The 18,934-nt window shown below is 70.1% G+C and carries 13 protein-coding genes; 5 read left to right on the top strand and 8 right to left on the bottom strand.

The genetic code is table 11. The annotated features are described in order from the left end of the window. Window positions 1-55 precede the first annotated feature (55 nt). Entirely contained in the window at window positions 56-670 is a 615-nt protein-coding gene (locus ACN469_RS18385) for a putative glycolipid-binding domain-containing protein (RefSeq protein ID WP_498769665.1), read from the bottom strand. A gap of 163 nt (window positions 671-833) precedes the next feature. Here ACN469_RS18385 and ACN469_RS18380 point away from each other — a divergent pair, with 163 nt between their 5' ends. Beyond that, complete coding sequence (locus tag ACN469_RS18380) at window positions 834-1,625, top strand: helix-turn-helix transcriptional regulator (protein WP_498769663.1); 792 nt, start codon at window positions 834-836, stop codon at window positions 1,623-1,625. Between the two features lie 19 nt (window positions 1,626-1,644). On the opposite strand, the gene ACN469_RS18375 is transcribed toward ACN469_RS18380, so the two are convergent. The 4 genes from ACN469_RS18375 to ACN469_RS18360 all read right to left on the bottom strand — a co-directional run bounded on the left by ACN469_RS18375 (window position 1,645) and on the right by ACN469_RS18360 (window position 4,350). Continuing rightward, window positions 1,645-2,304: an HAD family hydrolase gene (locus ACN469_RS18375; protein ID WP_498769661.1), complete on the bottom strand. Its 660-nt coding sequence runs from the start codon at window positions 2,302-2,304 to the stop codon at window positions 1,645-1,647. 84 nt (window positions 2,305-2,388) lie between these two features. Beyond that, window positions 2,389-2,967, bottom strand: coding sequence for an ExbD/TolR family protein (locus tag ACN469_RS18370; RefSeq protein ID WP_498769659.1), 579 nt, complete (start codon window positions 2,965-2,967; stop codon window positions 2,389-2,391). 25 nt (window positions 2,968-2,992) lie between these two features. Continuing rightward, entirely contained in the window at window positions 2,993-3,481 is a 489-nt protein-coding gene (locus ACN469_RS18365; RefSeq protein ID WP_253995333.1) for an ExbD/TolR family protein, read from the bottom strand. A gap of 128 nt (window positions 3,482-3,609) precedes the next feature. Then, window positions 3,610-4,350, bottom strand: a complete 741-nt coding sequence (locus ACN469_RS18360) for a MotA/TolQ/ExbB proton channel family protein (protein ID WP_498769657.1) — start codon at window positions 4,348-4,350, stop codon at window positions 3,610-3,612. Window positions 4,351-4,670: 320 nt separating this feature from the next. Between ACN469_RS18360 and ACN469_RS18355 the strand changes: the two genes are divergently transcribed. From ACN469_RS18355 to ACN469_RS18345, 3 genes are all read left to right on the top strand, one after another. Beyond that, on the top strand, window positions 4,671-5,564 hold the full coding sequence (locus ACN469_RS18355; RefSeq protein WP_498769655.1) for a GspE/PulE/PilB domain-containing protein: 894 nt from the start codon (window positions 4,671-4,673) through the stop codon (window positions 5,562-5,564). A gap of 162 nt (window positions 5,565-5,726) precedes the next feature. After that, window positions 5,727-6,890, top strand: a complete 1,164-nt coding sequence (locus ACN469_RS18350; RefSeq protein ID WP_498769653.1) for a bifunctional methionine sulfoxide reductase B/A protein — start codon at window positions 5,727-5,729, stop codon at window positions 6,888-6,890. A 160-nt stretch (window positions 6,891-7,050) separates the two neighbouring features. Further along, a complete protein-coding gene (locus ACN469_RS18345; RefSeq protein ID WP_498769651.1) occupies window positions 7,051-12,057 on the top strand; it encodes a hypothetical protein in 5,007 nt (1,668 codons plus the stop codon). Window positions 12,058-12,075: 18 nt separating this feature from the next. Here ACN469_RS18345 and ACN469_RS18340 read toward each other — a convergent pair whose 3' ends face one another. Genes ACN469_RS18340 through ACN469_RS18330 form a run of 3 tightly spaced genes read right to left on the bottom strand, consistent with a single transcriptional unit; the run spans window position 12,076 to window position 17,695 of the window. After that, complete coding sequence (locus ACN469_RS18340) at window positions 12,076-13,995, bottom strand: ATP-binding protein (protein ID WP_498769649.1); 1,920 nt, start codon at window positions 13,993-13,995, stop codon at window positions 12,076-12,078. Next, window positions 13,985-15,964, bottom strand: a complete 1,980-nt coding sequence (locus ACN469_RS18335) for a PAS domain S-box protein (protein ID WP_498769647.1) — start codon at window positions 15,962-15,964, stop codon at window positions 13,985-13,987. Before ACN469_RS18335 ends, ACN469_RS18340 begins: the two co-directional genes overlap by 11 nt. 54 nt (window positions 15,965-16,018) lie before the next feature. Further along, a complete protein-coding gene (locus ACN469_RS18330; RefSeq protein ID WP_498769645.1) occupies window positions 16,019-17,695 on the bottom strand; it encodes a right-handed parallel beta-helix repeat-containing protein in 1,677 nt (558 codons plus the stop codon). Window positions 17,696-18,059: 364 nt separating this feature from the next. Here ACN469_RS18330 and ACN469_RS18325 point away from each other — a divergent pair, with 364 nt between their 5' ends. After that, window positions 18,060-18,809: an SDR family NAD(P)-dependent oxidoreductase gene (locus tag ACN469_RS18325; protein ID WP_498769644.1), complete on the top strand. Its 750-nt coding sequence runs from the start codon at window positions 18,060-18,062 to the stop codon at window positions 18,807-18,809. The last annotated feature ends 125 nt before the right edge of the window (window positions 18,810-18,934 follow it).

Raw genomic sequence — 18,934 nt, 5'->3', positions numbered from 1 at the left:
GAGCCCCGCCATGACGGTGTTGAAGGTGGACTCCGATTGACTCCGAGCCGCGGACTCAGCGCGAAGTGACGGCGACGCGCTCCCACGCGGGCGGATAGCGCGTCACCAGCCCCAGCTCATCCGTCTCCAGCTCGGCGACGAAGCTCCCGCCCCGGCTCTCGTACCGGAAGCGAGTGGGCGAAAGCCGCGTGTAGCGCTGCGGCAGCGGCAGCAGCGCCAGGTCCGGCATGCGCACCCATGCCGCCGTCACGTCGCTCGACTGTCCCACCGGCAGCGACAGCCGACGGATGGGCAGCGTGTTCGTGGAGGGCGTGAAGCCCAGGTCCACATCCGTGCAGCCACGGAACTGGGCGACCTCCTCGTCGCCTCGCCACCACCGCTGCTGCTCGTCCACCCGGAGGACGAGTGAGCGTGGCGCGTCACCACCATGCATCAGGATGCGCGCCTCCCGCGTCATCCACCGCGAATCGCACGTGACGGTGTACTCCGCGAGGAAGGGCACCCCCTCCTCCGCGACCACCACGGAGCCCGCCAACTCCCAGCCGCCGTCGAACTCCCGCAGCTCGCAGTACTCGCTCCCGGGCTGGTCCTGTCGCGTCCATTGCCACGCGCGGAGACACCGCCGCGTCGAGCCCGAGTTGGAGTCCATGTCGTCCTGGGGAGAGGTCATGAGGAGTGCTCGCGAAGGGAAGAGGAGCGTCGGCGCCTCACCGAAGTCGAGGCAAACCCTAGGCAGCGCGAGCCGGGCCGTCTTACACATCCTTGCTCCCACTGTTCGCGAGCACACCCTGCTCACCCTTGCCGTGCCCCCGTCACCACGCCATCGTGACGGCATGCCGCGCCTGCACGCCTCGCTCTTGTTCAGCGCCCCGGACCTTCAGCTCGCCCGGGTGACCTGCGATGGACACGACAGCCCCCGGCCGAAGGAGGAAGGCGTGGACAGCGAGCGCGTCATCCTCGCGCTCCACGGTCGCTTCCAGTTCCGCGACGCGCGGACACGCGCCGTGGTGGCGCCGGGTGTCGGCCTGCGCATGCACCCGCGCCGGCCCTGTGAAATCCGCCATCCGCACGGCGGAGGCGACGCGTGTCTCTCCGTGCGTGGCCCGTGGCTGAGCCAATGCCCCCAGGCGGAGACGACGACGTTCCCGGTCAGCGCCGAAGCGTACGTGCGGCTCCAGTCCCTGCTGGCCCGCGCGACGCGGGGCGAGCCCGTGGACCGCGTCAAGCTGGAGGAGAGCCTGGCCCTCGTCCTCTCCCCCACAGAGCGGCCGGACACCTCGGTGAGCCGACGCGAGCGCGATATCGCCGAGGCCATCGCCCACGAGGCGTCACTCCACTTCGACGCGCGAGCCTCCGTGGAGTCCCTGGCCCGGAGCGCGGGCGTGTCCGCATTCCACGCGTGCCGCGTCTTCCGCAAGGTGATGGGCACCGGCATCCATCAGCACCTCCAGGAAGCGCGGCTGCGACATGCGCTCGCGCTGCTCCTGGACACACACCTGCCCCTGGCCGACGTGGCGCTGGAGGCGGGCTTCGCCAACCAGGGCCACCTGGGCAACGCCTTCCAGCGTCGCTACGGCAAGACACCGGGCGCTGTCAGGAAGACCCTGACGCCCCCCGGCGCCTGAGCCGCGAGGCCACCTCCACTCAGAAGCGCGCCGAGCGCAGCGCCGTGAGCAGCTCCTCCGCCGTCGTGGCCACCGCGCGCGCGCCGTGCGCATGCAGCTCCTCCGCGTCGCGGAAGCCCCACGTCACGCCCACGCCGTACATGCCCGCCGCGCGCGCCGTCTCCATGTCCACGGCCGTGTCGCCCACGAAGCCGCACACGCCAGGGGCCAGCTCCAGCTCCGCCGCCATCCCCAGCACCGCCGTCGGGTCCGGCTTGCGAGGCACCCCTGGCCGCTCGCCATACACCCGAGCGAAGGCCACACCCGGCAACAGCCGCTCCACCAGCCGCTTCACGAAGCTGTCCGACTTGTTGCTGAGCACGCCCATCACCACGCCCTGCTCCGCCAGCGTCGCCAGCAGCGCGGGGATGCCGGGGTAGGACGCGGTCCGGTCGAAGAGGTGCTCGTCGTAGTACGCGCGATACGTCTCCAGCACCGGCGCGGCCAGGTCCTCACGGCCCGCGGGCACCGCCCTGCGCGCCAGCTCCCTCACCCCCTCACCGACGAAGCGACGGTAGGCAGGCTCCGGATGCGTGGGCAGGCCGTGGTGTGCCAGCGCATGGTTCATCGCGTCCGCGATGTCCCCCAGCGAATCCACCAGTGTCCCATCCAGGTCGAAGAAGACGGCACGAAGCTGCATGTGATGAGGTCTCCCGGGAAAACAAAAACGCCCCAGCCAACAGGGCCGGGGCGTTCAGGGCTTCGAGGCCCGTTCAGCGGTCTCTCAGGGAGTGACCGCGGCGGTGGCGTCGTCCGGTCCCGCGACGGTCAGCACCGCGAAGTTGATGTTGTTGTAGCCGGCCGTGGCGCAGCTGAACATCACCCGCTTGATGATGGCGTACTCCACATCCTTGTGCGCCTGGATGTTGATGTCGCCCTTGAACGTGTTGGCGTCGTCGTTCGCCATCGCGTGCAGGTCCTCGAACTGCTTCTTCATGTCCCGCAGCTTCTCTTCCAGCGCGGGGATGTTGAGGTACTCGTCCTTGGAGAAGTCCTCCACGCGGCCGACGATGGTGCCGGACACGCTCACCTGCTCGCCGGACACCATGACGACGGGGTGCATCTCCACTTCCTGGACGTGGACCGCCTCCGGGAGCTGGATGTCCTTGGTCATCATCAGCACCTCGCCCGTCGCGGAGAAGTTCGCGATGAGGAAGAGCACGATGATGACGAACATGTCGACCAGCGGAGTGATGAGCAGGTCGGAGTAGCCGCTGCGCTTCGCGTGGGCGGCGCCGTGCCCGAACACCTTGGAGTGTTCGAGCCGCTTGCCGTACCGCTTGCCTGGAACCTTGATGGCCATGACTGGGTGTGGCTCCGTGCTTCGGCTAGCCCATCGCCGCGGACACCGACACCTGGGGCAACCCAGAGCCGATGCACTCGTCGATGATGCGGACCAGGTCCTCGTAGCGGACCTTGTCTTCGGGCTGCAGGGTGATGGCTGTCTGGTCCGGAAGCTGCGCCTTCAACTCCTTGAAGCGCGCCACCAGCTTGGACAGGTCCGTCTTGCCCTTGCCGTCCTTGGTGAGGGGGATGGGGTCGAACGTGCTCTGGTCCGCCGAGAGCCGCAGCTCCGACGGGGTGATGAGCAGGGTCAGCTGCACCGTCTTGGTCTCCGTCGGCGGCTGCTCCTCCTCCGTGGAGGGACCTCCCGCCTGGGAAACCTGGAGACGGCCAATCTGCGTCCAGACCGCCGTCATGATGAGGAAGCTGATGGTCACTGCCATCAGATCGATGAATGCGGTCAGGTTGATGGGAGCATCGAGCGACTTCTTGCCGCCTTTCCCACCACCTCCTGTGTCCATTCCGCCGGCCATGGCGTTGTCCTCCTACGGCCCCGCGCGGTGAAGCGCGGCAAGAGACTGAAAGGGGCGCGCCGTTGCCCCCACGCTATGTGGGGACAGGACAGCGCGCCCGGGTTCCGGGTTCCCTACGGGAGCCCGATTCAGTCGTCGTGGTGGTCCCGAGCGGCGGGGACATTCAGGTTCTTGAACTTGTCCTTGTTCGCCACGATGAGGTTCAGCACGGAGACGCTGGTCTCGTTGATGTCGTTGATCAGCCCCTGGGTGCGGCCCATCAGCACGGAGAAGGCGATGAGGCACGGAATGGCCGTCACCAGCCCGAAGCCCGTGCAGTTCATGGCTTCGGAGATACCGTTGGCGAGAATGGTCGCCTTGTCGGCCGGGTTCACGTTCGCCACGGCCTCGAAGCAGGAGATGAGACCCGACACGGTGCCGAGCAGACCGGCGAGCATCGCCGCGTTGCCGAGCATCGCCAGGTAGCCGCTGCGGGCCTCCAGGCGAGGCGTCTCGCGCAGGGTGGCCTCGTCCAGCGCCGCCTGCACTTCGTCCTGGCCCTTGGGGACGTTCATCAGACCGGCCTTGATGACGCTCGTCAGCGGCGTCGCCTTCTGGCCCGCCACGTAGTTGATGGCCTTGTCCAGGTCACCCGCGTAGATGTGCTTCTTCAGTCCACGGAGGAAGGCTTCCTTGTTGATGGACGCCTTGCCGAAGAGAACGATGGTCCGCTCGACCATGATGGACAGGGCCACCACGAGACAGGCCGCGATGGGATACATGCCCCACTGACCAGCCTCCCAGCGCCTGGCAATCTCTTCGAAGAAGCCACGCTCGGGACCACCCGCGTTGGCGAGCACGGCCAGATTCGTCAAAAAACCCAGGTTCATCGCGTCTTGCCTCCACGGCAGCTTGGCCCGGCGGTCCGGACCTTCCAGAACCTGTCGCCCCCCCGGGCGTGCGCCCCAGAGATGGGCGGCAGGTATGGATGTTGAAAACGGTGGTGCCGACTTTAGGAATGGCTGTCTGGGGTGTCAAGGCAGGGGTCCTGGCGTTAAGTGCTGAAATCTCACAGGAATTTTGCGCTGGAGTACCCCTTGCCAGCATGGACTCCAGGCAGCAGTGCGGGCCTTCTGGGGGGCTTCCCAAGAACGAGCCGTTGTGTCAGCGCGCGCTTCCGAGCCCAGGGAACGCATGCTAATGCCGGCGCATGGCGAGGAAGCGCATTGGCGAGCTGCTGCTGGAGCAGCGGGCGATCAGCGTCGCCCAGCTCGAGGCGGGGCTCGCGGCCCACCGGAAGTCAGGGCAGCGGTTGGGGGCGACACTCATCGCCCAGGGAGCGATCACCGAGGCGACGCTTTCGAGCGCGCTGAGTCAGGCGCTCGGGATGCCGCAGGTGGATCTGCAGGCGGTGACGCCCGAGTGGGCCGCGGTGCACATGCTGCGCCCGCGCTTCTGCGAGCAGCACGACCTGTTCCCCATCGCGCTGGAGAGCGTGGGCGGACGTCGTCAGCTCGTCGTCGCGATGAGTGATCCACTCAACGTGCCGGCGGTGGAGGAGATTGAGTTCACCACCGGACTCAAGGTGAGCGTGCGCGTGGCGGCGTTGTCCGCCGTGCGGGGCGCCATCCTGCGCTACTACCACAAGGTCCCCGTCGCACCCGCGAGTGGGGCGAGCGCCAGGCCCGCCGCTCCGACGGCCCGCGCGCGGCCCGCCGCCGTGCCCGCGAAGCCCGCGCCTTCGACCCAGCCTCCGCCGGGCGACGCGGGTGCGGACGAAGACGAGGACGAGGTCATCGTCGGCGAGGAGCTGCCCCCTGGTGAGACGACCCAGCGAACCTCGCTGGCGGAGCTGATCCGCACGCGGGAGGAGCAGCGCAAGCAGAAGCGCGAGCAGGCCACGGCGAAGCCGAAGCCCCCCGCGGCTGGCGGGGTGCTCGATGACCTGGACTATCTCTTCGGGCAGGCCCGCGAGGACCCGGACCGCATCGAGGAGCTGGAGCGCAAGTTCTGGGCGCTGATGCGCATCATGGCGCGCAAGGGGCTGCTCAGCGGCGAGGAGTTCAGCCGCGAGCTGGACGACGAGGGCGAGAACAAGGGCTGAGCCGTGCGCCTCGCGCACCCGGGCCGCTGGCGTGAACCGGCGGCCTGGTCGTCCGCTGGCTTCCCGGGGTACCTGGGCCTTGGCTGAAACCGACTTCGGGCCTCGCGCGTAAGGGAAGCAGAACCCCCGCGCGTCGGGTGTGTCCGGAGAGAGGCTCCAGCCATGTCGTCCGTCATCATCAGCTCACGCTCCGCCCGCTCGCGTTCGTGGAGCGCGTCCAGACGTCTGTTGTTATCAATGGCCTTCGTGGTGCTCGCGGCGTGCACGCAGGCGAGCAGCGCGGCCACGCCGGGAGGCGCGCTCGAGGCAGGGACTCGGTCCGCCCCGGGAGATTCCCGCCGCTACGAGAAGCCCTCGGACGCGGAGCTGCGCCGCACCCTGTCTCCCATGGCGTACGAGGTGACGCAGCGGGAGGCGACCGAGCCTCCGTTCCGCAACGCGTACTGGAACCACCACGAGGACGGGCTCTACGTCGACGTCGTCACGGGCGAGCCGCTGTTCTCGTCCAAGGACAAGTTCGACTCCGGCACCGGCTGGCCCAGCTTCACGCGCCCGGTGGAGTCCGCGCACGTGGTGGAGAAGCGCGACTCGAGCCTGGGCATGGCGCGCGTCGAGGTCCGCTCGAAGGCGGGAGACTCCCACCTGGGCCACCTGTTCGACGACGGGCCGCAGCCCACGGGGCAGCGCTACTGCATCAACTCCGCGTCGCTGCGCTTCGTGCCGGTGAATGAGTTGGAGAAGCAGGGATACGGCGAGTGGCTGACGCTGTTCGGCCGCAAGCCCGCGAGCGCGACGCCCGCGAAGGTGGACGTGGGCAAGGCGCTCGCCGCGTCGGGTGTCACCGAGACGGCGCTGCTCGCGGGAGGCTGCTTCTGGGGCATGGAGGACCTGCTCCGCAAGATTCCGGGCGTGCTCCAGACGGACGTCGGCTACACGGGCGGAGGCCTGGAGAAGCCCACGTATCAAGACGTGAGCTCGGGACGGACGGGGCACGCGGAGTCGGTGCGCGTCGTGTTCGACCCGAAGGTGCTGAGCTTCGCGACGCTGCTGGAGGACTGGTTCTTCCGCATGCATGACCCGACGACGCTCAACCGCCAGGGCAATGACGTGGGCACGCAGTATCGCTCCGCCATCTTCGTGCTGTCCGACGAGCAGCGCCGCGTCGCCGAGGAGGTGAAGGCCCGCGTCAACGCCGCTGGAAAGTGGAAGAAGCCCGTCGTCACCCAGGTCGTCCAGGCAGGCGAGTTCACCCCCGCCGAGGGCTATCACCAGGACTACCTGGTGAAGAATCCGGGCGGCTACACCTGCCATTACATGAGGGACTGAGAAACCCGGCCCCTCTCTGGGTGAAACAAGTCTCGCATCCCCGGGAAAGCAAGTGAGCAAGCCCTGGCGTGGGACGACGAGCCTCGAAGCCAGGGCTCGTCGCGCGGGGGGTGAAGTGGACTCAAGGCGGGCGTGGGGAGAGTGAGGCTATGCTGCGCGGATGATCTGCCAAGTCTGCGCGCGGTTTCGCGACACGGCATCGGGGGGCGTATGTCTGGAGTGCGGCGCCACCCTGCTGCCCGTCACCGAGCCGCACTTCGATGCACTCGTCACGAAGACGCTCTGGCGACGCATCCAGGACTGGCGCTCCGACGCACTCCTCGATGAGGCGACGGCGCTCCGGCTCGAACAGTCCCTCAACGCGATAGCGGTGCCGCTCGACGCTCCGACCTCCGAGGCCGTGAGCCACGACGCGCCCGAGGTCGTCGCCCAGCCGTTGGACTCCGCCGCGCGCGTGGAGGCCTGGGCGGATGGCGTCGCCGCTTCGGCGCGTCGAGGAGGAGGCTGGAGTCTCTTCGGCTGGGGCGCGGCGCTCGCGCGCTCGCTGGAGGAGGCCGCGAAGGAGGAGCGTGAGCAGGTAGCACGCGCGCCGCGCGGCTCCCGACACGACCGGGACGCGAGCGAGGACGACCTCGGCTCCGCGCTGGGCTCTGGTCAGTCCCTCTTCGCCCGCGAGGCGTCGGGTGTGCTCGGCGGTGGACTGGAAGCCGTCGTCGCGCTCGACGCGCAGCCCGAGGAGAACACGGCCCGGCTGAACGACTTCATCTGGTGGTTCCTCGGCGCGGTGCTGGTGCTCGGCGGCTCGCTCATGGGTGTCCGCGAGGCCTGGCGCGCGCTGGGTGGCGTTCCGCGCCAGCTCCTCGTGACGGGGGCCCTGTGGGGTTACCACGCGGGCTTCATCGGGCTCGGCGTGTTCCTGTCACGCCGCTCGACGCCCGTGGGCCGCGTCCTGTCGGGCATCGGCCTGGCGCTGCTCCCCGTGGCGTTCATCGCGCTGTCGTCGTTGGTGGCGCTGTCACCGATGCTGGGCATTCCCGTCGCGCTCGGAGTCGCCGCGCTGGGGATGGTGCCGCTGAGGTCCGCGGGCAGGCTGCTGCACGGGACTTCGGCGACGTCGCTCGCGCTGGCGCTGTTCCCGTCGCTGCTCGCGGGTCTGCCGCTGATGGGGCTCGACGAGGCGCCGTGGCTTCGCGTGCTCTGCGCCTTCGCGGGCGTGGTTGCGCTCGGGGCAACGCTGTGGCGCTCGCGCAAGGAGACGTCCGCGAACGTGCTGCTCGTCAGCGCGAGCGCGGCGCTGTACGGGGCGCTCTGGCTCGCGGTCTTCGCCGTGTCGAGCGGGCCCTCGGGGTTCGATGACCTGGAGCCGGGCGGCGCGCTGTTCGCGGGGATGACGCTCTGGGCGCAGGCCATCGCCACGGTCATCGCGGTGGCGGCGACCACGCACTTCGCACGCGAGGCCCTTCCCCGAGCGAGCGCGGTGCTGGAGACGGTGGCGCACGCGGTGCTGGCCGCTGGCGCGCTCGCGGGAGCCATCACCGCGTTCTCGGTGGGGACCGATGGAGACCTCCAGGTCGATGGCGCGTCGGCGCTCGCGCCGGTGCTCGCCGCTGGAGTCTTCTTCCTGCTGGAGTCGCGACGCCGCGCCCTGGTGCACCCCGGGGCCATGGCCACGCTCCTCGCGGGAGCATTGCTCGCGCGGACGCTGTCGCCGGACGAGCAGGGCTGGTGGGTGTTCGGAGGCGCGGCGGCGGCCTCGCTGCTGATGCTCGTGGCGCGCGGAAGCGACTCGGGGATGCTGCGCATCCGGCTGCTGGCGTGGAGCATCGTCAGCGCGGGTGTGTCGATGCCGCTCGTTTCCCGAATGGAGGGCGACGGCTCTCCGTGGCCCCGGGTCTTCACGGGCCTGGCCATCGCCGTGGCCGCGCACGTCTCTGGCGGCTGGCGCTTTCGAGGACTGCACTACGTGGGCGGAGTCGCCGTGCTCTTCGGCGCCCTGGCCTTCGTCGACGGAACGCCGTGGCTCTCGGGCGACTGGAGTCGCCTCGCGGTCTTCGCGCTCGTGAGCGGGCTGTACGGTGTCGCGGGGCTCGTGCAGGCCGCGTGGGCCCGGCCGGCCGTGCCCCAGGACGCGCTGTTGCCCCTGGATGACCTGTGCCTGGTGATGGCCGCCGCGGGCGTGTTCCTGGCCATCGGCGTCGCGCCCGTGCCGCCGGAGCTGCTCACGTCCATCGCCGTCGGGTTGCCGGGCGGTGTCCTCCTCGCGCTTCCCACTGCGCTCGTCTCGCTGACGCTGTTGCTGCGAACGCGCAGGGACGGCACTCGCATCGTGAGCATCATCGCGGCCACGGGCGTGGCGCTCGTCGTGTCCCAGGTGCTGGGCACGGTCTTCGACTTCGCGTCGGCGCGTTCAGCGCTGGGCACGGCGTCCGTGGCGCTCGGCTTCGCGCTCTTCGCGACGCTGCGCCCGCGTCCTCCCGTCGTCGACCCCGCCGCGGTCCCGAGTTCGCAGCGCGACTCCTGGGGTCGGGGCGTGTTCGCCCTCGTCCGGTTGCCGCTCGGTGCGCGCGGGCTGTCGCTCTTCACGGATGGCTTCGCCACGGCCGCGCTGGTGCAGGCCGTCATCGCGACACTCACACTGGTCCAGTGGCTCCCCTCCCCCACCGATGCCGAGCGCGGCATGTGCCTGCTCGCGGGCGGACTGCTCGTCCTGACCGCGCTCCTGGCGTTCCTGACGCGCGGCTTCATGGACTGGGAGCTGCGAGGCTCGGTGGTGACGCTCGCGGCGATGGGCGGGTTCATCGCGCTGACTGCGGTCATCAATCGCGCGGGCCGCCCCTTGCCGCCGGATGTCGTGGCGCTGCGGCTCCCGCTCATCGGCATCGCGCTCTGGGGTGTCTCGCTGGCGACGAGGCGCTTCGGCCCGTGGCTGGCGAAGTGGTTGGAGCGCCCCAGTCACGGCCCGCTGTACCACGCGGTGCCCCACGTGGGAGTGGCGGCGCTGGCGGCCGTCCTGCTGAAGGGCGCCGTCCTGGTTGGCCTGCCGTCCCCGTCACACGCGCTGGGAATCACCCCTCCGCTGCTGGTGCTGGGCGCGGCGGTGCTGGTGCTGCTGCTCGCCGCTTCGTTCCGCGCGGTGCCGCTGGCGAGCCTGGGGCTGTACCTGGGACTGCCCGGCGCGGCGCTCTGGGCCGCGAGGCAGTCGCTGCTCGGCCCGTCTCTCGTCTCGCTGGCGCCGCCCGATGGGCAGTGGGTGCGCGTGGGCGCCGAGGGCTATCACTGGCTCAGTGAAGCGGCTTGGCTCGCGCCCGGCGACACCGTGTTCCTCCTGTGGCAGCGGGCCTTCGCGGGCATCGCCGCCGCGGGGCTCGCGTATGCCGTGGCCTCGGTCCGGGGACTGCCCGAACAGTTCCGGCACCTGCTGCACCGTCGCTCCGTCACGGCGGTGTGGGTGGTGGGGCTCGCGGCGCTCTTCCAGCCTGGGCTCACGGCGGCGGGGCTCGTCTGCGCGACGGGCGTGGTGCTGTTCGTCGGTGGAGCCCGAGCACAGGGGCGCGGCGTGCTGGGCGCGAGCATCCTCCTGCTGGTGCACGCGCTGGCGCACCAGGTGGACATCTTCGAGGCGTGGCCGGGCCCCGTGCTCGCGCTGGTGGGACTCGCGGTGGTGACGGTGGGCCCGTGGATTGCGCACAAGCGCGGCCTGTCCGAAGGCGCCACGCGCGTCCGCATCCAGCAGGCGATGGCCGTCTATCTCATCGTCGGGACGGTGTACGCGCTGGCGGTGAACGGCACGACGTCGTCGACGCTCGCGGCGCTCAACCTGCTCGGGGAGATGTTCATCGGGCTGGGCGGCTCCTGGATGGTGTCGCCGGCCCTGCCGGTGACGCTGGTGCTCATCGCGGCCTCGCTGCTGGTGGCGGCGTTCCGGTGGAAGGGCGCCTTCGCCTCGCTCATGGCGTCAGCGGGAACCTGGGTGGCGGGCAGCGCCGTCCTGGCCTCGTTCATGGCCGGGTTCACGATTCGCGCGAGCCTCAGCGGCCCCTGGCTGCGCTATGGGGACCTCTTCATCGTCCACGGCGCGGTGCTGGCCCTGGCGTCCGCCGGGGCCGTGGTGGCCCTGCAGACCGCGCAGCGGTGGACGCGCGAGCGGCGGCCAGATATCGCGGTGGGGATGACGTGGGGGCGGGACGCGTGGCTGGTGGCGACCGGGGTGATGCTCGCCGCGCTGGCCGTGAGCGGCAACGCGCCCCAGGAGTCGCTGACGACGGCCATCGCCGCCATCGGGCTGGCGGTGCTGGTGGCGCTGCACTGCGCCTGGGTGGAGCACACGGGGCGGCACGTCTACTTCGTGCAGCTCGCGGTGGTGGGCGTCTACGCGCTGGTGCGCAGCCTGTATGCGCCCGGCCTGCGAGCCGAGCATGACGCCCTCTTCGCGCTGGCGCTGGGCTTCACGCTCGTCGGCGTGACGGTGATGGCGCGACGGGCGGGAGTGCGTCCGGTGGAGGCGGCGACGCGGCGCTTCGCGGCGCTGTTGCCCATTGGAATGGCGCTCGTGTTGCCGGGCGAGGCGACGCAGGAGGCGGCGTTGCTCGCGGGTGGCTCCGGGCTCCTGTACGCGGCGCTGGGCGCGGTGGAGCGGAGCCGGATGTTCGGCGCGTTCGCGGCGGCGGCGTGCAACCTGGCGCTACTCATCGCCGCGCTGGCCTTCGGGCTGGAGGGGCTGGAAATCTACCTGGCGCCGCTGGGCCTGCTGCTGTTGATGCTGGGGCAGCTCTTCACGGGGAGCCTGCCGCATGCGGCGCGCAACACGGTGCGGATTCTCGGCGGCCTGCTGCTGTACGTGCCCGCGGCGGCGAAGCTGGCGATGCGGGTGGGCGAGTCACCAGACGGCACCTATGCGCTCATCTTCGGCGGCGTCTGCCTGCTGGGCGTCGCGCTGGGGATGGCGCTGCAGATTCGCGCGTATCTCGCGCTGGGCACGCTGTTCCTCACGCTGGACGTGGTGGCCAACCTGCTCGACGCGGGCCTGAGGGACCACCGCATCGGCTTCCTGGTGATGACGCTCACCGGCCTCACCGTCATCGGCGGCCGTGTCCTGGCGACCCTGAAGCGCCAGGAGTGGGACCTGCTCGTGCGAAGGGTGCGCGTGCAGCTGCGAGGCTGGGACTGACCGGACGCCTCGCCGCTGTCAGTCCACCGACAGCGGCAAGCGCACGGAGAAGGTGGTGCCCGCGCCCACGGAGCTCGTCACCGTGAGCCGGCCGCCGTGGTTCTCCACGATGCCCTGGCAGATGGAGAGCCCCAGGCCCGTGCCCTTGCCCTCGGGCTTGGTGGTGAAGAAGGGCTCGAAGATGCGCTGGAGGTGCTTGGGGTCGATTCCCGTCCCCGAGTCCCTCACCGACACCACCGCCTCCTGCCCTTCGCGCCGCGTCGCCAGGAACACCGAGCCGCCCGGCTGCATCGCGTGGCACGCGTTGGTGATGAGGTTGACGAACACCTGCACCAGATTCGCGCGCACGGCCGACAGCGGCGGCAGCTCCGTGTACTCCCGGTGCACGCTCACGCGCGCCTGCGCCACCACGTGCTCACAGAAGCCCACCGCCATGTCCACCACGGCGTTGAGCTGCACCCGCTCCGGCCTGTCCTGCGCCGGCCGCGCGTAGCTGACCAGGTCCCGCGTGAAGCGAAGGATGCGGTGGCTGCTCTCCAGAATCTTCCGCAGCTTCTCCTGGTCCGCGGGATTCGCCCCAGGCGTCGTCCGCGAGCGCTGGAGCAGCGCATCCGCGTACGTGGCCACCGCCGTCATCGGGTTGTTGATTTCATGCACCACGCTGGCCGCGAGCTGGCCAATGGAGGCCAGCTTCTCCGCGTGGATGATGCGCTTCTCCAGCTCCTTCACCACCGTGATGTCCTGGCCGATGGCGATGACTCCCTCCACCTCGCCATGGTGCGCCAGCATCGAGGACGTGGCGAACGACACCCGCACCTCGTTGCCGTCGCGCGACAACAACCGGGTCTCGAAGCTGTTCACCGACTCACCGCGAATCGCGGCGGCGATGACCTGGGACAGCCGCAGGTGCTCGCTCTCCGGCACCAGCCAGAAGAGGTCCTTGCCCAGCACGTCTTCCTTCGGGAAGCCCGTCAGCGCGCTGAGCGCCTGGTTGAACACCACCACCTGCTGGTCCCGGTTGGCGACGAGGATGAGCGCGTTCGCCTTCTCGAGCAGGTCCTCCAGGTACTTGCGCACGAACGTCAGCTCATCGATGAGCTTCGCGTTCTTCACCGCCACCGCCACCTGGCTCGCCAGCTGGAGCAGCACGCGCTCATCGTGCTGCACGTCCGCGTCCAGCCCCTCCGGATACTCCATGTTGATGGCGCCGAAGAGCTGCCCGCTCGCCACCAGCGGCGCGCTCACGCCGTGCGTGCTGCCCAGGAACAGGAGCGGCACCTCGCCCAGCACCGTCACCCGCCCCGCCGGCAGCGCCGAGCGTCCCAGGTTCAGCTTCTCCACCGCGCGCTGCAACAGCACCAGCGGCTCGTGCGCGCCTTCCTTCAGCCGGCCTTCCGCGTAGAGCGACGTCAGCCCGCCCGTGCGCGAGTCGGTGATGCGGATGCAGAACGAGCGCCCGGGGAACAGCTCCTTCACCCCGCGCGCCACCGCCGCCACCAGCTCCTCCTCGCCGCCCACCTCCGCCACGCTGCGGCCCAAATCCAACAGCACGCCTTCGGTGCGCGCCTGCTCCAGCAGCGCCCGCTCCGCCATCACCAGCCGGCTGCGCGCCAGCTCCGGGTCGTTCCTGGCCCGCACGGCCACCACGTCACCCCGACGCGACATCGTCAGCACGGCGCCCGGCTTGCCCGCGAGCGGCAGCTCCATGTCGCAGCTCGTGCCATCCACGGGCACGCCCGCGGCGGCCAGCGCGCGCGCGACATCCTCCACCGTCGCCTGATGCTCCGCGCAGAAGCGGTGGAAGGCGTCGTTGACCGCCACCAGTCGCAGCGTCGGGTCACACAGGGCGGCGGGCGTGTCGAGCGCCTCGAAGAAGGCCTGGTACGACTCGGGCCCCGGGCCGCCGGGGATTCGCACGGCGCGGGTGTCAGTCTTCATGGGAGGTCGCCTTGTCCAGGTCGAGAATCTGCTGCTCCCCCATGTACGCCTTCGTCTCGTAGCGGGTGATCTTCCCAATCTTCCGGACGATCTCCGCCATGCGCTCCGCCTCCCGGTAGATGATGTCCACCGGCTTCCAGGCGAAGTCCTCTTCCTTCAGCTTGCGCTTGAGCAGCTCCGCGTAGCCCATCACCGACGTGAGGGGCTGGTTGAGCTCATGCGCCGCGGTGCCGGCGAGCGCGACGATGACGGCGCTCTTCTCGCTCTCCTCCAGCCGCGTCTCCGCGTCCGACAGCTTGCGCTCCAGCTTCATCCGGTCGCGCATGTCCGTGAAGATGCCGACGCTGAAGACCTCGCGCCCGCCCTCGTACACGAGCGACGCCGTCATGTTGACGGGCACCCGCTCCCCCGCGCGGTTCACCAGCTCCTCGCGCGTGAGCGACATGCGTCCCTTGCCACCGTGCTCCGGCCCCCGGAGCGTGGACATGATTCGCCGCGCGACGCCTTGGGGATAGAGCTGCTCCACCGTGACGCCCGCCATCGCCTCCTGCGCGGTGTAGCCCACCAGTGCCTCCGCGCCCTTGTTGAAGAGGATGATGCGCCCCTTCAGGTCGGCGGCGATGATGGCGTCCACCGACGAGTCGATGAGCCGCTCCAGGAAGTCCTTCGTCTGGCGCAGCTCGTCCTCCAGCCGCCGCGCGTCGGTGACGTCCCGGAAGGACAGGATGGTGGCCGCGTCCTCATCACGCAGCGGCGCGGCGGACATGGACAAGGTCAGCCGACGGCCCTTCGCCGTGCGCACCACCACGTCCACGCCCGAGCGCGCCTCGCCCCGCGAGGCCGCCGTCACCAGCTCCATCAGCACGCCGTCATCCACCGGCTGCGTCACCTGATGCAGATGCCGCCCCCGAGCCTCGGGCGCCGGCATGTCCAGCATCGCCGCGCCGGAGGGATTCAGCGACAGCACGCTCGCCTTGTCGTCGAGGATGGCCACGCCCTCGCTGACGTGCGCGAAGAAGAGCTGGTAGGGCTTGAAGGAGGCCGCCTGCTCCTCGGCCGCCAGCCGCGCCGTCTTCTCCGCCTCCGTCTGCCCTCGCACCGACTGGAGCACCGAGGCGTTGCGCAGCGCCACCGCCGTGGCATGCGCCACCGTGGTGAGGAAGTCGATCTCCCGCGAGGTGAACGTGCGCCGCCGGCCCGCCGCGCGCAGCAGCAGCACGCCGCGCACCTGGCCCCGGATGGGCAGCGGCAGCGCGGCGATGGCGTGGATGCCACGCGCCGCCACGGCCCTGCGCTCCACGTCGCCCAGCAGCGGATGCGTGGGCGCCTCCTCCATCACCACCGGGCGACCCGTGCGCATGACTTCGCGGATCTCCGGGTAGCGAGACAGCTCGATGCGCAGGTCCTTGAGCGTCGGGTCATCGCTGGCCGCGACGATGACGCCCTCGTCCGCGTTGCGACCGAGCATCACCAGCGTGGCCCGCGCGATGTCCAGCTTCTCCGCCAGCCGGCGCGTGACGCCATGGAGCAGCGCCTCCACGTCGGAGGTCTCCGCGTAGTCCGCCGTCAGCTCCAAGAGGAGCGCCAGGTCTTCCTGACCGCGCTCCTGGCCCTCACGCTCCAGGTGACGTCCGGCGGCGCGGTGGAGCCGGAAGACCAGCTCGTGTGGCGACACCGGGGTGGTGAGGACGTCCGCGGGGCGCAGCGGCTCCGCGGCGGAGAAGCCCTGCTCGGTCGGCTCCACCAGCGCCACCAGCGTGATGTGCGAAGCGCGAGGCGAGTCGAGCAGGGTGCGAAGCGCGGGGCCACTGTCCGGCGAGGTGAGGTCCACCAACGCCAGCGCGGCGCCCTCCATGCCATCCACCACGCGGAGCCCCGCACGCGAGGCAGCCGCCGCGAGGAGCTCACGTGCGGGTGAGGCCGGAGGCACCAGGGTGATGCCGAGAGCGAATTCCAGCGAAGACGGCACGTGGAGGGTCGGGGCGGAAGGGGGGAGCGGGCCCACTCTACACGCCCCGACGCCTCAGGGGCAGTCCGACTCGAAAGCTCCCAGGTCCGGGCCCACGCCGCAGAAGGTCAGTCCCAACCCCAGGCCCGCATTGCGACCCACCGAGCCCGCCCCCAGCCGGAAGTCCCCGGTGTCGATGTTGACGAACCCAGGCGACTTCTCCAGCGAGCGTTTGTCCAGCCCGCTGCGCGAGCGCCACTCCGTCAGGTTCACGCTCTCTCCATTCAACAGGAAGGAGGCGGAGCCGGAGGTACGGAAGACGAGGTTGCCATCCATCACCGTGCCAGTGCGCGCCGTGCCCGCGCGCGCCGACACGCCACAGCCAGCGAAGACGTTGTTGCGCACGTCCAGGCCGGCGCTCGGCCCCGTGTCGCCGTGCCCGAAGGTGAGGCAGGGCCCCGGCATGTTCCACACGGTGTTGTGCTGCACCTTCACGTCCGTGGACGTGTCCACGCGGATGCCACCGCCGTCCTCGCTACCGCCCAGTCCATCCCGGATGAGGTTGCGACGGATGACGATGCGGGCAGGCGGTCCGTTGACCCGGTTGCCACCGATGTTGATGGCCCGGCCGTTTCCATAGAAGACGTTGTCCTCCAGGGTGACGTCCGACGCGGACAGGTGCACGACGACCCCCTCGCCGCGCGAGGAGGACGTGGCCTTGTGGCCCCAGATGATGTTGCCGCGCAGCGTGACGTGGGTGCAGGTCTTCACATCCACGCCGTTCTCCCGGTTCTCGTGCAGCTCGTTGTCCTCCACGAGCAGGTTGTCGAAGGGCGTGCCGGACACGGTGGCGCCGGCCTCGGGGCCGATGCACTGCACCGCGTCTCCGGAGTTGTGATGGATGTCATTGCCGCGCACCACCACGTTCTTCGACGTGGTCTGCACGATGATGCCGTGGCTGTCGCTGCTGCCCCGGTTGAAGTTGGAAATCGTGTTGCCCTCGATGAGGATGTCGTGGGCCTTCTCGGACACGTTGAGCCCCGCGCCCGCCGTGCCGTTCTTCGCCACGCAGTCGCGAAGCACGCCATGGTGCGCGCCGGTGCCTCTCCACAGCACCGCGAAGGCGGCGGAGCCCGCGGCATCCAGCGTGAGTCCCTCGACGTTCCAGTACGCGCCGCGCACGTCCACCAGCGCGGACTCGCCGCTGGCCTTCACCACGGGGGAGCTGCCGGGCGCGGCCTTCACCGTGAGCCGCTTCGCCTCCGTGCCGCCACGCTCCTCCAGCTTGAGGCGCTCGGCGTAGGTGCCCGTCTTCAGATAGATGGCCTCACCCGGCGCGATGAGCGTCAGCGCCCGACTCACCGTGCGCAGCGGCGCGCCCTCCGTGCCGGAGGCGCTGTCATTGCCCGCCGGCGCCACCCAGAGGATGCGCGTGTAGCTCGGCTTCGGCGGCACCGGCTCGGGCTCGGGTTCAGGTTCGGGCTCTGGAGTCGGCGTGGGGGTGGGAGTCGGCGTCGTGGGGGTCGGCGAGGGCTCCGAGGGCTGCTCGGTGTCGTCTGGCTCCGTGGGCGTCGGCCTGGGGGTCGATGGCGTCGTGGGGGATGGCGAGGACGGAGAGCCGGGGGATGGCGCCTCATCGGTGGACGGACGTGAGCCGGTGGTCTGGGTCAGCTCGCTCTTGCCGTTGCAGGCAAGCAGGGCGAGCAAGGCAGCGGAGCAGTAGGCCGTCAGCAGCGGTGAGAGTTGGCGCATCCTGTCAGACTCCATGTGTGGGTCGCGGCGTGTGGGGCGCTCGCGAGGACGGCCGCCAATCGGGGCACGCGGCCTGTTCATTCCCCGACCCGATGGCAACCCAGACTCGCCAGGCCGCAGGGCAAGGAGGCAGGAAATGGGATTTCAGTCGGTTACGTTGAGCGCGAAGAAGTCAGGCTGATACACGCGGGCCCAGACATTCGCGCTGTTGCCTGTACAGGTGTGCGGATGAAGGCGGTTTCATTCCCGATGTGGGTCGGCGGGATTTCACTCGGAGAGCAGGTCGCTCCGAGCGCGGGCGTGCTGGCGTGGGCGTGGGCGCCGTGCCATCTAGCGCGCGGGCATCGCATCCAAAGGGAACGCCATGAACGTGCTGGTTACGGGAGCCACGGCCGGGTTCGGTTTGGCCATCGCGCGTCGCTTCATCCAGGAAGGCGCGCGTGTCATCGCCACCGGGCGCAGGACGGAGCTGCTGGAGAAGCTGCGCGCGGAGCTGGGTGAGCGGCTGCTGCCGGTGACGCTCGACGTGACGGAGCGCGAGGGGATTGCGCGGGTGCTCGGCGCGCTGCCGGCGGACTTCGCCGAGGTGGACGTGCTGGTCAACAACGCGGGGCTGGCGCTGGGGCTGGAAGCGGCGCAGTCGGCGCACCTCGACGACTGGGAGGTGATGGTCGACACGAACGTGAAGGGCGTCTTGTACTGCACGCACGCGGTGCTGCCCGGCATGGTGGCGCGCAACCGGGGCCACATCATCAACATGGGCTCGGTGGCGGCGGACTATCCGTATCCCGGTGGCAACGTGTACGGCGCGACGAAGGCCTTCGTGCAGCAGTTCAGCCTCAACCTGCGCGCGGACCTGCTCGGCACGGCGGTGCGCGTGACGGACATCGAGCCCGGGCTCGTGGGCGGCACGGAGTTCTCCAACGTCCGGTTCAAGGGTGACGCCGCTCGCGCCGCGGCCCCCTACGCCAACACGCAGCCGCTGACGCCCGAGGACATCGCGGACGCGGTGCACTGGGTGGCATCGCGCCCGGCGCACGTGAACATCAACGTCATGTCACTGATGCCGGTGACCCAGGCCTTCGGGCCGCTCGCGGTGAAGCGCCAGGGCTGAGCCACGCGGTGGGCACCCGACGGGGTGCTCGCCTGCCTTCCTGGTGTCGGGCCCCTCCCGAGGGCTCGACGGCCTCAGCCCCGACACGCCAGCCCACGCGGGCCCCGCTCCACGGCCTGGCGGCG

This window comes from Corallococcus terminator, assembly GCF_049194865.1.
GTDB classification, from domain to species: Bacteria; Myxococcota; Myxococcia; order Myxococcales; family Myxococcaceae; genus Myxococcus; species Myxococcus terminator_A.
This window is presented reverse-complemented; position numbering and strand designations above follow the sequence as displayed.

What these genes read in the sequence shown, in the direction of transcription:
- ACN469_RS18385 (WP_498769665.1), bottom strand. Translation starts at nt 670, where the DNA reads ATGACCTCTCCCCAGGACGACATGGACTCCAACTCGGGCTCGACGCGG.
- ACN469_RS18380 (WP_498769663.1), top strand. Translation starts at nt 834, where the DNA reads ATGCCGCGCCTGCACGCCTCGCTCTTGTTCAGCGCCCCGGACCTTCAG.
- ACN469_RS18375 (WP_498769661.1), bottom strand. Translation starts at nt 2,304, where the DNA reads ATGCAGCTTCGTGCCGTCTTCTTCGACCTGGATGGGACACTGGTGGAT.
- ACN469_RS18370 (WP_498769659.1), bottom strand. Translation starts at nt 2,967, where the DNA reads ATGGCCATCAAGGTTCCAGGCAAGCGGTACGGCAAGCGGCTCGAACAC.
- ACN469_RS18365 (WP_253995333.1), bottom strand. Translation starts at nt 3,481, where the DNA reads ATGGCCGGCGGAATGGACACAGGAGGTGGTGGGAAAGGCGGCAAGAAG.
- ACN469_RS18360 (WP_498769657.1), bottom strand. Translation starts at nt 4,350, where the DNA reads ATGAACCTGGGTTTTTTGACGAATCTGGCCGTGCTCGCCAACGCGGGT.
- ACN469_RS18355 (WP_498769655.1), top strand. Translation starts at nt 4,671, where the DNA reads ATGGCGAGGAAGCGCATTGGCGAGCTGCTGCTGGAGCAGCGGGCGATC.
- ACN469_RS18350 (WP_498769653.1), top strand. Translation starts at nt 5,727, where the DNA reads ATGTCGTCCGTCATCATCAGCTCACGCTCCGCCCGCTCGCGTTCGTGG.
- ACN469_RS18345 (WP_498769651.1), top strand. Translation starts at nt 7,051, where the DNA reads ATGATCTGCCAAGTCTGCGCGCGGTTTCGCGACACGGCATCGGGGGGC.
- ACN469_RS18340 (WP_498769649.1), bottom strand. Translation starts at nt 13,995, where the DNA reads ATGAAGACTGACACCCGCGCCGTGCGAATCCCCGGCGGCCCGGGGCCC.
- ACN469_RS18330 (WP_498769645.1), bottom strand. Translation starts at nt 17,695, where the DNA reads ATGCGCCAACTCTCACCGCTGCTGACGGCCTACTGCTCCGCTGCCTTG.
- ACN469_RS18325 (WP_498769644.1), top strand. Translation starts at nt 18,060, where the DNA reads ATGAACGTGCTGGTTACGGGAGCCACGGCCGGGTTCGGTTTGGCCATC.